Raw genomic sequence first — 13700 nt, 5'->3', positions numbered from 1 at the left:
CATGGCCAAGACGCAGACCCAACGCCTGGGCATCTTCCTGATGCTTGCCCTGGTGATGGCGGCCACCCGCCTGCATCATTTCGACGCCTTGCCCGACGCCTCATGGGGGGTGTTCTTCCTCGCCGGCTTCTGGCTGCGCGGATCGGCCCGCTGGGCATTCCCGCTGCTGATCGCCGAAGCGGTGCTGGTGGACTTCTTCGTGATCACCGGCCAGGGCATGGACTTCTGGGCGCATTACTGCGTGTCGCCGGCATACTGGTGCATGCCGGTGTATTTCGGCGCGCTGTGGCTGGGCGGCCAGTGGCTGGCCCGTCACCAGTTCGGCCTGCGCCTGCCCACGCTGGGCCTCGCCGCGGTGACGCTGATGGTCAGCGAGACGGTCTGCTACCTGATCTCCAACGGCAGCTTCTACTGGCTCAGCGACAGCGTGCCGCTGCCGCGCAGCTTCGCCAGCTGGTTCGTCAATCTCGGTGACTGGTACCTGCCGTTCCTCGCCACCACCGCGCTGTACGTCGGCATCGGTGCCGTGCTGCACGTGGCCGCCACGCTGCTGGCGCGCACGCTGCGCGGATCCGGCCAGCCCGGCCTGAGCCACTGAGCGATCGCGATGGGCAACCGCCTCTCGAAGATCTACACGCGCACCGGTGACGACGGCAGCACCGGCCTCGGTGACGGCTCGCGCGTGGGCAAGGACTCGCTGCGGGTCGGCGCCTACGGCACGGTGGACGAGCTGAACAGCACGATCGGCATGCTGCTGGCTGCCGAGGGCGTCACCGACGACGTGCGCGAAGCCCTGACCCAGGTGCAGCACGACCTGTTCGACCTGGGCGGCGAGCTGTGCATCCCCGGCATGGCGATGGTCGAGGACAGCGACATCGATCGGCTCGAGGCGATCCTCGACCGGCTCAACGAGCCGCTGCCGCCGCTGAAGGAATTCATCCTGCCCGGCGGCGGCATGGCCGCGGCCTGTGGCCATCTGGCCCGCACGGTATGCCGTCGCGCCGAGCGCGAGGTGATCGCGCTGGCGCGGGTGGAAGCGGTGCGCACGCAACCGCAGCGCTACCTGAACCGGCTGTCCGATCTGCTGTTCGTGATCTCGCGGGTGCTGGCGCGCGCCAGCGGCCACGGCGAAGTGCTGTGGCAGCACGAGCGTCGCCGCAAGCCCCAGCCGGCCGGATAGCTGCCAGCATGCTGCGGCTCTATACCCACCCCGCCTGCCTGCAGCACGATCCCGGCCCCGGCCATGCCGAACGGCCGGCACGGCTGAACGCGGTGCTGCAGGCGCTGGATCACGATCGCCATGCCGCACTGGACCGGATCGATGCACCGGCCGCCACCCGCGAACAGTTGTTGCGCGTGCACAGCCTGGCCCACGTCGACCACATCCTGGCCAGCAGCCCGCCCGAGGGCGGTCACTATCTGCTGGACGAGGACACCGTAATGTCGGCGGGCTCGGCCGAGGCAGCGCTGCACGCCGCCGGTGCCGCCGTGGCGGCCGTCGACGCAGTGCTCTCGGGCGCGACCCAGCATGCGTTCTGCGCGGTGCGGCCACCCGGCCACCACGCCACCCGCGACCAGGCCATGGGTTTCTGCCTGTTCAACAACATCGCCGTGGCCGCCGCGCACGCGATCGCCGTGCACGGCCTGAAGCGGGTCGCGATCGCCGATTTCGACGTCCATCACGGCAACGGCACCCAGGCCATTTTCGAGCGCGAGCCACGCGTGTTGTTTGCGTCCAGCCATCAGTCGTCGCTGTATCCGCACAGCGGCCAGGAGGATGAGCGCGGCGTGGGCAACATCATCAATGGCATGCTCTCGCCCGGCGCCGGCTCGCATGAGTTCCGCGAGCTGTGGGACAGCATCCTGCTGCCGAGGCTGCACGCCTTCAAGCCACAGCTGGTGCTGGTTTCGGCCGGCTTCGACGCGCACCGCAGCGACCCGCTGGCGGACGTCAGACTGGGCCAGGAAGACTTCGCGTGGATCACCGGACGGCTGGTGGCCCTCGCTCGCCAGCATGCGGGCGGGCGGCTGGTTTCCACGCTCGAAGGGGGCTATGACCTCGCCGCACTCGCCGCCAGTGCCAGCGCGCATGTCGGCGGACTCGTCGATTGAATGCACTCCTGGCGGCATCCTGCCCCGCTCATTCGAAAAACCGGCGCGAAGATGCCCTGCCTGAACCGGAGCGCCCGCGCGGATCACGCAACCGGACGCCTACCCGGACTGAATCCGCCGATCGGCTGCGAATGTTTGCCTGCCGTCCACCGGGTCTTTCTGCTAGCTTAACGAGCCTTCGAAGCCGGTAGATGCCATCGTGACGCCCAAGCTACCCCCACGCCGCCTGCTGGCGATAGCCGCCGCCCTTGCCCTGATGGGGGGCCACGCCGATGCCAAGGCCGGTCACGGCCACCGGAAAGCCGCGTCGGACGACGCCGACCAGTCCTGTCCGCTGGGTTCGTTCAGCTGTGCGCCGCGCCCGCTCAACTACGCGATGTGCCGCCCGAATGCGCTGCTGGAGTTCTACGATCCCAGCCTGGACAAGGACAGCAGCCTGCGCGATACCAGCCCGGCCCACGTGCAGGCACAGCGCGTGGACAGTTCCAATCAATCGGTCTACCACCTGTCGGGCAACGTGAAACTGCAACGCGCCGACCAGTTGCTGCAGGCCGACCGTCTCGATTACAACAGCGGCAGCACCGACTACGACGCGCGCGGCAACGTGCGCTACCAGGAAGCCGGCCAGCTGCTCGCCGCCTCGCACATGCAGGGCAATACCGAAGCCAGCCGCGGCACGGCCGACGACGTGCGCTATCAGATGCTGGAGGCACGCGGCAACGGTGTCGCCAGGCAGGGAAACATGCTGGACGCCCAGCACACGCGTTATTCGGGGGCCACGTATTCCACCTGTGACGTCGGCCATCATGTGTGGGAGTTCCGCGCCAGCTCGATCAGCATCGACAAGGCCACCGGCGTGGGCGTGGCGCGCAACGCCACCATGCGGCTCGGCAGCGTGCCGTTCCTGTACCTGCCCTATTTCACCTTTCCGGTCGATGATCGGCGCAAGAGCGGCTTCCTGTACCCGACCATCGGCAACACCAGCCGTTCCGGTTTCGAAGTCAGCCTGCCGTACTACCTGAACCTGGCGCCGAACTACGATGCCACGCTGGATCCGCGCACGTACAGCGATCGCGGCGCGATGCTGGCCGGTGAATTCCGCTATCTGTTGCCCGGCACCCATGGCCAGCTGAACCTGCAATACGTGCCGAACGATCATGGCGCCAGCGACGGCCTCGCCGATACCAAGGGCACGTCGCGCTACCTGATCAACTTCGCCGATCAGACGAACCTGTGGCAAGGCTGGCGGTTCGTCAGTTCGTACAACCATGCCTCGGACAGCAGCTACCTGTACGACTACGGCAATGCGCTGTCGCACGCGGCGATCTACACGCTGGGTTCCAATGCCGCGGTCTTGGGTGGCGGCAAATGGTGGAGCGCATCATTCGGCGGGACGATCTACCAGAACGTGAATCCGTTCGTGGGCGACCGCGGGTTGCCTTACCGGCAGCTGCCGTATGCGAAGTTCAGCATGGAAATTCCGCTGTCACGCTGGCTGGAGGTCGGCATGGACAGTTCGGCTGTGGCGTTCCGCAAGAACGGCTTCGTCGAGGGCGAGCGAGAGGATCTGTACCCCTATCTGGCGGCCGATTTCGGCAGCTCGGCGTGGTTCGTGCGACCCCGGCTGGCCTACCGCTACACCGCTTACCAGTTGAGCGGCGATTACCGGAATTACGGCTACTACGGCCTGCTGGGCAGCGGCAGTACCGGCCCGTTCACGCAGAAGTCGCCGAGCCGTTCCCTGCCCGTCGTCAGCATCGACAGCGGACTGGTGTTCGACCGCAGCACCTCGCTGTTCGGCAACAGCTACACGCAGACCCTGGAGCCACGGCTGTACTACCTGTACGTGCCGTACCGCAACCAGAACGACCTGCCGCTGTTCGACACCAACGTGATGTCGTTCGACTACTGGCAGCTGTTCTCGCCCAACCGCTTCTCCGGTGCCGACCGGCAGATGGATGCGAACAACCTCACCGCGGCGCTGACCACCCGACTGCTCGATGACAGTGGTGTCGAACGGCTGTCGGCCAGCATCGGCCAGATCCACTATTTCAGTCCGCAACGCGTTCAGTTGCCGAACGGACAGGTCCACGTGGTAGCGGGTACCGACTGGGTCCACTCGGCCTATGTCGCCCAGCTCGACCTGCAGCTCAGCGACCTCTGGCGCTTGAGCAGCTCCTACCAGTGGGATCCGAATACGCGCCTTACCGACCTGGGCGCACTGGAACTGCAGCGCCGCCTGGGCAACGACGGCATCCTGAACTTCTCGTATCGCTATCGTCGCGGGCGACTGGAACAATACAGCGCCTCGGTGGTCTACCCGATATCCGAGCGCTGGCGCCTGATGGGATCGTGGACATATTCGGTGAAAGAACGCGAGACCGTCGAAGCGCTGGCTGGCGTGGAATACGACAGCTGCTGCGTGACATTGCGGCTGGTCGATCGCAACTACGTGAATCAGACGTCCTACGGCTCCATACCGGCTCCAGCAGGCAGCAACGTCAACCTGCGTGACAACGCGATCATGTTCGAAGTGGTTTTCAAGGGGCTCGGCTCATCGGGTGGCCAAATCGATCCACTGCTGCGCCGTGATATTCTCGGCTATCAATAAACGCACTCGCCCCGGCGACTCAGGCTTTCCACTGATGAAGCAACTCATTGCATCTTTCCTGCTCGCGCTCGCGATCATGTCCCCCGTCCACGCCCAGCTGTTGACGCCCAACGCGCCTGCCAGCCAGCCGCTCGATCGCATCGTTGCCGTCGTCAACGACGATGTCGTCCTGCAGAGCGATCTGAACGATGCCGTACGCTCGGTCCAGCAGCAATACGCCGGTCATGCCGAGCAGCTGCCGCCGATGAACGTGCTGCAGCAGCAGGTGCTCAATCGCCTGATACTGATGCGCCTGCAGATCCAGAAGGCGCAGGAACAGGGCGTTACCGTTTCCGATGCCGATATCGACCAGGCCGTCGCCGGCGTGGCACGGCAGAACAAACTGACCCCGGAACAATTGCGTGCGGAAGTGGAACGCAGCGGCGCCAGCTTTGCGGCGTTCCGGCAGCAGCTCGGCGAGCAGATCACCGTGCAGCGACTGCATCAGAGTGTGGTGCAGAGCTCGGTATCGGTCACCGACAGCGAAATCGACAACCTGCTCAGCAGCCCGTCCTACAAGGCTGGCGAGGTGCATCTCGCACACATCCAGATCAGCATCCCCGGCGGCGCTGATGCGGCGGCGATCCAGGCCAGCCAGGCCAAGGCCGAGCAGGCACTTGCGGCGATCAAGGGCGGCATGGATTTCAACGCCGCGGCGATCCGCTATTCCGACGCCCCCGATGCACTGGACGGCGGCGACCTGGGCTGGCGACGGATGGACGAGGTGCCGGCAGCCTTCGCCGACACGCTCGAATCGATGAAGCCCGGCGATGTCAGCCCGGCACTGCGCGGCCCTACCGGTTTCCACATTCTCAAACTGATCGACCAGCGCCAGAGCAGCCGCAAGATGGTTACCGAATTCCACGCACGGCAGATCCTGATCAAGCCGAGCGAGCTGGTGACGCCGGCCCAGGCCGAACAGAAGGCAAGGGATCTTTACAACCGCATCGTCAAGAAGCACGAGGACTTCGCCACCCTGGCGAAGGAGAACTCCAAGGACGACACCACGGCCAATCTCGGCGGTGACATGGGCTGGTTCCAGCAGGACGCATGGGGATCCACCATCGCCGGCCAGCTGAACGCGCTGAAGGACAATCAGGTATCGCAACCATTCCAGAGCCAGATGGGCTGGCATATCCTGCAGCGCCTGGGGACACGCCAGAGTGACCTGACCGACAAGATCGCACGCGACCAGGCACGCCAGGCCATCGGCAACCGCAAGTCCGAACAGGTTTACGACGATTTCCTGCGCGACCTGCGCTCCAATGCCTACATCAACATCCTGGTGCCCGAGCTGCGCGTTGCAGACAGCCAGACTGCCACCGGCAGTGCGCCGTAAGACGATTGGACGCCATGCCACTGCCCCGGCTCGCGCTGACCGCCGGTGAGCCGGCCGGCATCGGCCCGGAGCTTCTGATAAGACTGGCCGCCATACCGCTGGCGGCCACTCTGGTTGCGATCACCGATCGGGCTCTGCTGGAACGTGCTGCCGCACGCTGCGGCGCCAGCATCGAGCTGATCGAGGACGATGGCAGCAACGCAACTGAACCCTGCCCCGGCACCCTGCGCGTGCGTCACCTGCCGCTGGCGATCGACGAGGTCCCCGGCCAGCCGGATCCGCGCAATGCCACGCATGTGCTGGCCACGCTGACCGAGGCGGCCGATGGCTGCCTGGCCGGCCGCTACGATGCGGTGGTCACCGCGCCGTTGCAGAAATCCTCGATCAACGACGCCGGCATCCGCTTCAGTGGGCATACCGAGTTCTTCGCCGAACGGGCGCATGTCGATGTGGTGATGATGCTCGCCAGCCCGGAGTTGCGCGTGGCCCTGGCGACCACCCACCTGCCACTCGCGGCGGTGGCGTCGGCGATCACGGCCGAGTCGCTGACCCGCACGCTGCGCATCATGCACGGCGAACTGCGCATGAAGTTCGGCCTGGCCGACCCACGCATCGCCGTGCTCGGGATCAACCCGCATGCAGGTGAAGGCGGCCACCTCGGGCACGAGGAGATCGACACGCTCATCCCGGTCCTTGAAACGCTGCGCGGCGAAGGCATGCGCCTGACCGGCCCCTTGCCGGCCGATACCGCCTTTGTCCCCGCACAGCGGCGTCACTATGACGCGGTGCTGGCGATGTACCACGACCAGGCCCTGCCGGTACTGAAGAGCGAGGCGTTCGAGCGCACCGTGAACCTCACGCTCGGCCTGCCGTTCATCCGCACCTCGGTCGACCATGGCACGGCGCTCGACCTGGCCGGCACCGGGCAGGCCGACCCGGCCAGCCTGATCGCCGCCGCCAGGATGGCGTTGGAACTCGTGGCGCGCCGCGTCACTCATTCCCCTTCTCCCTTGCGGGGAGAAGGCCGGGATGAGGGGCCAATCTTGCCGAGAACGATCAAATGAATGCCCGCCCCAAGAAAAGTTTCGGCCAGCACTTCCTGCACGATCGACGCTACATCGAGCGCATCGTCGATGTCATCGCGCCGCGCAGCGAGGACTTCGTGGTCGAGATCGGTCCCGGCGAAGGCGCCTTGACGCTGCCCCTGCTGGCCGCGGCGGGCAAGCTCACCGCGATCGAGCTGGATACCGATCTGATCCCGGGCCTGCAGGCCCGCGCCGCCGGCAAGGGCGAGTTGCACATCGTCCACGCCGATGTGCTGAAAGTGGATTTCACCGCGATGGCGCACAGCCATGGCGTGCAGCGGCTGCGCGTGGCCGGCAACCTGCCCTACTACATCTCCAGCCCGATCCTGTTCCACTGCGTCGAGCACGCCGCGGCGATCCAGGACATGCACTTCATGCTGCAGAAGGAAGTGGTCGACCGGATGGCCGCCGAACCCGGCAGCAAAGTGTACGGGCGGCTTTCCGTGATGCTGCAGCTGGCCTGCCGGGTCGAGCCGCTGTTCAATGTGCCGCCGGAGGCATTCCGTCCGCCACCTAAAGTGGAGTCTTCGGTGGTGCGGCTGCTGCCGCTGGCATCGCACGAGTTGCACGATGCCCGACCGCAGGATGTCTACGCAGTGGTCAAGGCGGCCTTCGGGCAACGGCGCAAGACGCTCGCCAACGCGCTCAAGCAGTTGCTCGACAGCGATGCCATCCGCCGGGCGGACGTCGACCCCAAGGCGCGCGCGGAAACGCTCTCTCCGACTGATTTCGTGCGCCTGGCCAAGGTCTACGCCAGCCGGGAATGATCATGATGGAGCCCAATCGCGACCGCTCCGCCCCATTCCTCCCGGCAGGCCTTACAATCCTCGCATGACTGAAAAATCTTCCTACACGATCGACGTGCAGGTCGAAACCCGCTTCGTCCCCGATCAATCGAAGCCCGGTGACAATCGCTACGTTTTCGCCTACACCATCACCCTGCGCAATGCCGGCAAGATGCCCGCACGCCTGCTCACCCGCCACTGGATGATCACCGATGCCAACGGCAAGGTGGAGGAAGTGAGCGGTGACGGCGTGGTGGGTGAACAACCGTGGATGCGGCCCGGTGAAAATTTCGAATACACCTCGGGCGCGGTGCTCGAGACGCCGGTCGGCATCATGGGTGGCAGCTACCGCATGCTGGCCGACGATGGCACCGAGTTCGAGGCCACCGTCCCGACGTTCACCCTGTCCATCCCGCGCACGCTGCATTGATGGCTCCGGTCTGACATGGCTACGTACGCGATCGGCGACGTACAGGGCTGCTATCCCGAACTGCAACGCCTGCTGGAAAAGCTGCGTTTCGATCCGGCGCGGGATCAGCTGTGGTTCTGCGGCGACCTGGTCAACCGCGGCGGCGAGTCGCTGGAGACGTTGCGGCTGATCCATGACCTGCGCGAGCAGAGCGTGATCACCCTGGGCAACCACGACCTGAGCCTGCTGGCCATCGCCCAGCGACGGCCCGATGCCCAGGCGCGGGTGAATCCCGAACTGCGCGAAGTGCTGTTCGCCGATGACGCACCGGTGCTGTTCGAATGGCTGCGCTCGCAGAAGCTGCTGCACCACGACGAACGCCTGAACTGGACCATGGTGCATGCCGGACTCGCCCCGATGTGGACGTTGCGGCAGGCCCTGCGCGCGGCGCAGGAGGTCGAGCGCGAACTGTCCAGTCCGCGTCATCCCCGCCTGCTGCGCAATCTGTTCGGCAACCGCCCGGCGATGTGGTCAAGCCGGTTGCAGGGGCTGGAGCGGCAACGCGCCACCATCAATACCATGACCCGGATGCGCTACTGCGACGTCAACGGGCGCATCGACTTCGAGGCCAAGGACATCCCCGGTACGCAGAAGCCCGGACTGTATCCGTGGTTCTCGGTGCCCGGCATGCGCCGGCGCGACACCCGCATCGTCTGCGGCCACTGGTCGGCCCTCGGTCGCTTTGCCGGACTGGGTGTATACGCGATCGATACCGGTTGCGTCTGGGGCGGGCAACTCACTGCACTGCAGATCGACGCCGAAGAGCCACGGTACATCACGGTCAATGCCGAGCCGCATCGCAAGCGCCCCCCCGGCGCCGAGGACTGAGTTCGCGCCCATGAAAAACCCCGCCGCGGCGGGGTTTTTCATGGGCGCTGGAACTGCTCGACTGCTCAGGCCAGCTGGCCATGGCAGTGCTTGTATTTCTTTCCCGAGCCGCACGGGCAAGGCTCGTTGCGCCCCACCTTGGGGCCGTCGTGCTGCGCCGGCTGTTGGGCGATGCGCATCCCGGGACCGACCGCAGGCATGTCCGGCTCGCCGCCGCCAAATGCACCTACCGGTGCACCGCCGCCCGTGGCCAGCATCTGCTTCTGCAGGCGCTCGGCCATACGCTGCTGTTCCGCCTCCATCGCCGCGACTTCCTCTTCGCTGCGGACGCGGATACGCGCCAGCATCTGCACGACCTCGGCCTTGATCCGGCCGAGCATCTCGGAGAACAGCCTGAACGATTCGCGCTTGAACGCCTGCTTCGGATCCTGTTGCGCGTAGCCCACCAGATAGATGCCCTGGCGCAGGTAGTCCATGCTCGCCAGGTGATCCTTCCAGGCGTTGTCGACCACGGTAAGCATGATGTGCTTTTCCAGCTGGCGCATGGTCTCGGCACCGATCTGTGCCTCTTTCGCCTGGAACAACCCGTTCACCGCATCGCGCACATGCTCGAGAATCATCTCGGCATCGATCTCGTGCTGCTGCTCGACCCACTTCCTGAGTTCGAGCGACAGGCCGAACTCGCTTTCCAGCTCACGGTCGAGGCCGGCCAGATCCCACTGCTCATCGATGCTTTCGGCCGGCACGTAGGCACGCACCATGGTCTGCACCACGTCCTCGCGAATGTCGGCGACGGTGGCCGAGACATCCTCGCCCTCGAGCAATTCGTCGCGCTGGCGATAGATCACCTTGCGCTGGTCGTTGGCGACGTCATCGAATTCCAGCAGGTGCTTGCGGATGTCGAAGTTGTGCTGCTCGACCTTGCGCTGCGCCTTCTCGATCTGCCGGCTGATCATGCGATCCTCCAGCGCGTCGTCGTCCTTCATGCCGAAGCGCTTCATCCAGCGCACCAGGCCTTCGCCACCGAAGATCCGCAGCAGGTTGTCTTCCAGCGACAGGTAGAAACGCGATGAACCCGGATCGCCCTGACGCCCGGAGCGACCACGCAGCTGGTTGTCGATGCGCCGCGACTCGTGCCGCTCGGTGCCGATGATGTGCAGACCGCCGGCGGCGAGCACCTGTTCGTGCAGCTTCTTCCACTCGGTCTTGGCGCGCTGGCGATCCATCTCGCTGGCACCCTCGGGCAAGGCCGCCAGGGCCGCTTCCAGACTGCCGCCGAGCACGATGTCGGTACCACGGCCGGCCATGTTGGTGGCGATGGTGACCTGGGCCGGCGCGCCAGCCTGCGCCACGATGTGCGCCTCGCGCTCGTGCTGCTTGGCGTTGAGCACTTCGTGCGGCACCTTGGCCTCGGTCAGCAACCCGGAAAGCAGCTCGGACACCTCGATCGAGGTGGTACCCACCAACACCGGCTGGCCACGCTTGTGGCAGTCCTTGATGTCCTCGATCACGGAGCGATACTTCGGCCCCTGCGACAGGAAAATCATGTCCGAGTTGTCCTTGCGGATCATCGGCTTGTGGGTGGGGATCACCACCACCTCCAGGCCGTAGATGCTCTGGAACTCGAACGCTTCGGTATCGGCCGTGCCGGTCATGCCGGCCAGCTTCTTGTACATGCGGAACAGGTTCTGGAACGTCACCGTCGCCAGGGTCTGGTTCTCGCGCTGGATCGGCACGCCTTCCTTCGCCTCGACCGCCTGGTGCAGGCCGTCGGACCAGCGGCGGCCCGCCAGGGTACGGCCGGTGAATTCGTCGACGATGATCACCTCGCCGTCGCGCACGATGTAATCCACGTCGCGCTGGTAGATACCGTTGGCGCGCAGGGCGGCATTGAGGTGATGCACCACGGCCAGATTCTTCGAGTCGTACAGGCCGCTGTCCTGCTCGATCACTCCGGCCTCGCGCAGAAGCTCGTCGGCATGCTGCATGCCTGCCTCGGACAGATGCACCTGTTTCTGTTTCTCGTCGACCCAGTAGTCGCCCTCACCGTCTTCTTCGGTCTGCCGGATCATCCGCGGCACGATCTTGTTCACCGCCAGGTACAACTGCGGCGAATCCTCGGCCGGACCGGAAATGATCAACGGCGTGCGCGCCTCGTCGATCAGGATCGAGTCGACCTCATCGACGATCGCGTAGTGCAGGCCGCGCTGATAGCGCTGCTCCTTGCTCAGCGCCATGTTGTCGCGCAGGTAGTCGAAGCCGAATTCGTTGTTGGTGCCGTAGGTGATGTCGGCGGCATAGGCTGCGTGCTTGTCCGCGTGATCCATGCCCGGATACACCACGTCGACGGTCAGGCCAAGGAAGTTGTACAACTTGCCCAACTGCGCGGAATCGCGCCGCGCCAGATAGTCGTTGACGGTGACCACATGCACGCCCTTGTCGGCGAGCGCATTGAGGTAGACCGGCAACGTGGCGACCAGGGTCTTGCCTTCACCGGTACGCATCTCGGCGATCTTGCCCGAATGCAGCACCATGCCGCCGATCAGCTGCACGTCGTAATGACGCATGCCCAGCGTGCGCTTCGCCGCTTCGCGTACCACCGCGAAGGCTTCCGGCAACAGCTTGTCCAGCGATTCGCCGCCGGCCAGCCGCTGCTTGAACTCGTCGGTCTTGCCGCGCAGGGCCTCGTCGCTCAGCTTCTCGAATTCGGGCTCCAGCGCATTGATGCGATGGACGGTTCTGGAAAGTTGGCGCAATACGCGTTCGTTGCGGCTACCAAACAGGCTCGTCAGGGCACGGTTGAACATCGATTTTCCGGATTGGGGAACAGAAGGCCCGCAACAGACACGGGCCAATCGAGCATGTTACTACATGCCCGCAAAGGCAGGCCTGCCGCAGGCAGCCCGGATCGAACCAGGCCCGATCCGGGCACGCCGACACAGCCATTCTTGATGGCGTCGATCGGGGCTCGATTCAAGTGGCGTCAGACGGGAGGGGTCTAGCGATGATTGCGCACAAACGCCAGCGGATTGACCACGCGGCCGTCGTACCAGACCTCGAAATGCACGTGTGACCCGGTCGAGCGGCCGGTGGATCCGGCCTGGGATATCACGTCACCTACCTGAACGTGCTGGCCCGGATGCACATCCAGCCGGCTGTTGTGGGCATATCGGGTCATGTAGCCGTTGCCATGGTCGATCTCGACCACGTTGCCGTAACCGCTGCGCACGCCGGCAAAGGTCACCATGCCTTCGGCCACGGCATGCACCGGGGTACCTAACGGGGTGGCGATGTCGATACCGGTGTGCCGCGCCGAGTGCCCGTCGAATGGATCCGGACGCACGCCGAAATAGGACGAGATGTAGCCCGCCACCGGCATCCCGGTCGGTTTCAGATTCGATTCGATGCGGGCATCGAGCAACAAGCTCTGCAGCGCCGACAATTGCGCCTGCTGAATGTTGAACTGGCTGGCCAGCTGGTTGATGCTGCTGTCCAGCGCCGGCGGCAGCGCATAGGCACTCCCCCCGAGATCCTCGACACCACCGACGGCCGGCTGCTGATTGAAATCGAACTCGCCGTCGTCAAGCTTGCCGACCTGGGCCAGTCGTTCGCCCAGCGCATTCAGCCGGATCGACTGGGCCTGCAACTGCCCCAGTTTCACCGCCAGTGCATCGAGGTCACGCTGGGCATCCTGGCGCACGCCACCCAACTGGGCCTTCTGCTGCCGGATCTGTTGCTGCAGATCGTGGATCTCGGTCAATGCCCGGTCACGCGGACTGGCCACCATCAGGGCCAGGGCCATGCCTGCCCCCATGCAACCAATCACCGCCAGCGACAGCATGGAAAGAAGCTTCCAGCGTACGCGCCGATTGGCCAGATCGAGAGTCTTCGGCAATTTCCTGGCGCGTGATACGAGTATGATCTGCATGTCGTTCCAAAATCGAATTCCGGCACCATGCAACGCGCTACGCCCGCCACTTCCCGCCGCCTCGGCAACGGACCGAAGTCCCTCGTCGACTGCGGCTCCTTCGCGACGCTGGCCAGGAAGGCCGGCGCGCTGGAAGCGCTGGATCGCGCCTTGCGCCAGACGTTGCCGTCACCGTTGCGCGAGCAGGTGAGATTCGCCAACCTGCGCAACGACCGCCTCGTCTTTCTGGCGTCCTCACCGGCCTGGGCCTCGCGCCTGCGCTTGATGCAGACACAAATCCTTGCCACCGCACATGCCATCGGCACCTGCGCCAGTTCAGTCACCGTGAAAGTGGCCCCCCAACCACCGGTTGCAATAACGCCGGATCGGTCAAAACCGCTTTCGCCTGCCGCCGCCGCCCATCTCAGGGCCGCTGCCGCGTCATTCACAGACCCCGAGTGGCGGGCACTGTTCCTTGAGCTGGCGTCCCTCGCCGAAACCGCTGATTCCTGAACCGATACATGC

Annotated in this window: 12 protein-coding genes; 10 read left to right on the top strand and 2 right to left on the bottom strand. The window is 65.1% G+C overall.

Annotation, left to right across the window (positions count from 1 at the left end; translation table 11 throughout):
• Nucleotide 1: 1 nt before the first annotated feature.
• The 9 genes from ACFPPA_RS02755 to ACFPPA_RS02715 all read left to right on the top strand — a co-directional run bounded on the left by ACFPPA_RS02755 (nt 2) and on the right by ACFPPA_RS02715 (nt 9268).
• Nucleotides 2-598 carry a hypothetical protein gene (locus tag ACFPPA_RS02755; RefSeq protein ID WP_377317038.1) on the top strand — a complete coding sequence of 199 codons (597 nt, stop codon included), beginning with the start codon at nt 2-4 and terminating at the stop codon, nt 596-598.
• Nucleotides 599-607: 9 nt separating this feature from the next.
• Entirely contained in the window at nt 608-1180 is a 573-nt protein-coding gene (locus tag ACFPPA_RS02750; protein WP_377317036.1) for a cob(I)yrinic acid a,c-diamide adenosyltransferase, read from the top strand.
• 11 nt (nt 1181-1191) lie between these two features.
• On the top strand, nt 1192-2112 hold the full coding sequence (locus ACFPPA_RS02745) for a histone deacetylase family protein (RefSeq protein WP_377319430.1): 921 nt from the start codon (nt 1192-1194) through the stop codon (nt 2110-2112).
• Nucleotides 2113-2311: 199 nt separating this feature from the next.
• Nucleotides 2312-4723, top strand: coding sequence for an LPS-assembly protein LptD (locus ACFPPA_RS02740; RefSeq protein WP_377317034.1), 2412 nt, complete (start codon nt 2312-2314; stop codon nt 4721-4723).
• Nucleotides 4724-4757: 34 nt separating this feature from the next.
• Complete coding sequence (locus tag ACFPPA_RS02735) at nt 4758-6101, top strand: peptidylprolyl isomerase (protein WP_377317032.1); 1344 nt, start codon at nt 4758-4760, stop codon at nt 6099-6101.
• A gap of 14 nt (nt 6102-6115) precedes the next feature.
• On the top strand, nt 6116-7165 hold the full coding sequence (gene pdxA / locus ACFPPA_RS02730) for a 4-hydroxythreonine-4-phosphate dehydrogenase PdxA (protein WP_377317030.1): 1050 nt from the start codon (nt 6116-6118) through the stop codon (nt 7163-7165).
• Complete coding sequence (rsmA, locus tag ACFPPA_RS02725) at nt 7162-7953, top strand: 16S rRNA (adenine(1518)-N(6)/adenine(1519)-N(6))-dimethyltransferase RsmA (RefSeq protein WP_377317028.1); 792 nt, start codon at nt 7162-7164, stop codon at nt 7951-7953. The genes pdxA and rsmA overlap by 4 nt, the downstream gene beginning before the upstream one ends.
• A 64-nt stretch (nt 7954-8017) precedes the next feature.
• Entirely contained in the window at nt 8018-8401 is a 384-nt protein-coding gene (apaG, locus tag ACFPPA_RS02720; protein WP_377317026.1) for a Co2+/Mg2+ efflux protein ApaG, read from the top strand.
• Between the two features lie 15 nt (nt 8402-8416).
• The gene (locus ACFPPA_RS02715) at nt 8417-9268 is read left to right on the top strand and encodes a symmetrical bis(5'-nucleosyl)-tetraphosphatase (RefSeq protein WP_377317024.1); all 852 of its coding nucleotides are present in this window, start codon (nt 8417-8419) and stop codon (nt 9266-9268) included.
• Nucleotides 9269-9333: 65 nt separating this feature from the next.
• Here the strand turns inward: ACFPPA_RS02715 and secA are convergent, their stop codons facing one another.
• Nucleotides 9334-12075 carry a preprotein translocase subunit SecA gene (secA, locus tag ACFPPA_RS02710; RefSeq protein WP_377317022.1) on the bottom strand — a complete coding sequence of 914 codons (2742 nt, stop codon included), beginning with the start codon at nt 12073-12075 and terminating at the stop codon, nt 9334-9336.
• A 191-nt stretch (nt 12076-12266) separates the two neighbouring features.
• Complete coding sequence (locus ACFPPA_RS02705; protein ID WP_377317020.1) at nt 12267-13196, bottom strand: M23 family metallopeptidase; 930 nt, start codon at nt 13194-13196, stop codon at nt 12267-12269.
• A 27-nt stretch (nt 13197-13223) separates the two neighbouring features.
• Here ACFPPA_RS02705 and ACFPPA_RS02700 point away from each other — a divergent pair, with 27 nt between their 5' ends.
• Nucleotides 13224-13688: a DciA family protein gene (locus tag ACFPPA_RS02700; RefSeq protein ID WP_377317018.1), complete on the top strand. Its 465-nt coding sequence runs from the start codon at nt 13224-13226 to the stop codon at nt 13686-13688.
• Nucleotides 13689-13700 lie beyond the last annotated feature (12 nt).

This window comes from Rhodanobacter ginsengisoli, assembly GCF_042657065.1.
In the GTDB taxonomy this organism is placed as follows: domain Bacteria; phylum Pseudomonadota; class Gammaproteobacteria; order Xanthomonadales; family Rhodanobacteraceae; genus Rhodanobacter; species Rhodanobacter ginsengisoli.
The sequence above is the reverse complement of the archived record's forward strand: the minus strand, read 5'-3'. Positions and strand labels throughout refer to the sequence as shown.

Bases quoted from the DNA above. Each gene is read 5' to 3' on its own strand.
- apaG (WP_377317026.1), top strand. From the start codon at position 8,018: ATGACTGAAAAATCTTCCTACACGATCGACGTGCAGGTCGAAACCCGC.
- ACFPPA_RS02735 (WP_377317032.1), top strand. From the start codon at position 4,758: ATGAAGCAACTCATTGCATCTTTCCTGCTCGCGCTCGCGATCATGTCC.
- secA (WP_377317022.1), bottom strand. From the start codon at position 12,075: ATGTTCAACCGTGCCCTGACGAGCCTGTTTGGTAGCCGCAACGAACGC.
- ACFPPA_RS02705 (WP_377317020.1), bottom strand. From the start codon at position 13,196: ATGCAGATCATACTCGTATCACGCGCCAGGAAATTGCCGAAGACTCTC.
- pdxA (WP_377317030.1), top strand. From the start codon at position 6,116: ATGCCACTGCCCCGGCTCGCGCTGACCGCCGGTGAGCCGGCCGGCATC.
- ACFPPA_RS02715 (WP_377317024.1), top strand. From the start codon at position 8,417: ATGGCTACGTACGCGATCGGCGACGTACAGGGCTGCTATCCCGAACTG.
- rsmA (WP_377317028.1), top strand. From the start codon at position 7,162: ATGAATGCCCGCCCCAAGAAAAGTTTCGGCCAGCACTTCCTGCACGAT.
- ACFPPA_RS02700 (WP_377317018.1), top strand. From the start codon at position 13,224: ATGCAACGCGCTACGCCCGCCACTTCCCGCCGCCTCGGCAACGGACCG.
- ACFPPA_RS02750 (WP_377317036.1), top strand. From the start codon at position 608: ATGGGCAACCGCCTCTCGAAGATCTACACGCGCACCGGTGACGACGGC.
- ACFPPA_RS02755 (WP_377317038.1), top strand. From the start codon at position 2: ATGGCCAAGACGCAGACCCAACGCCTGGGCATCTTCCTGATGCTTGCC.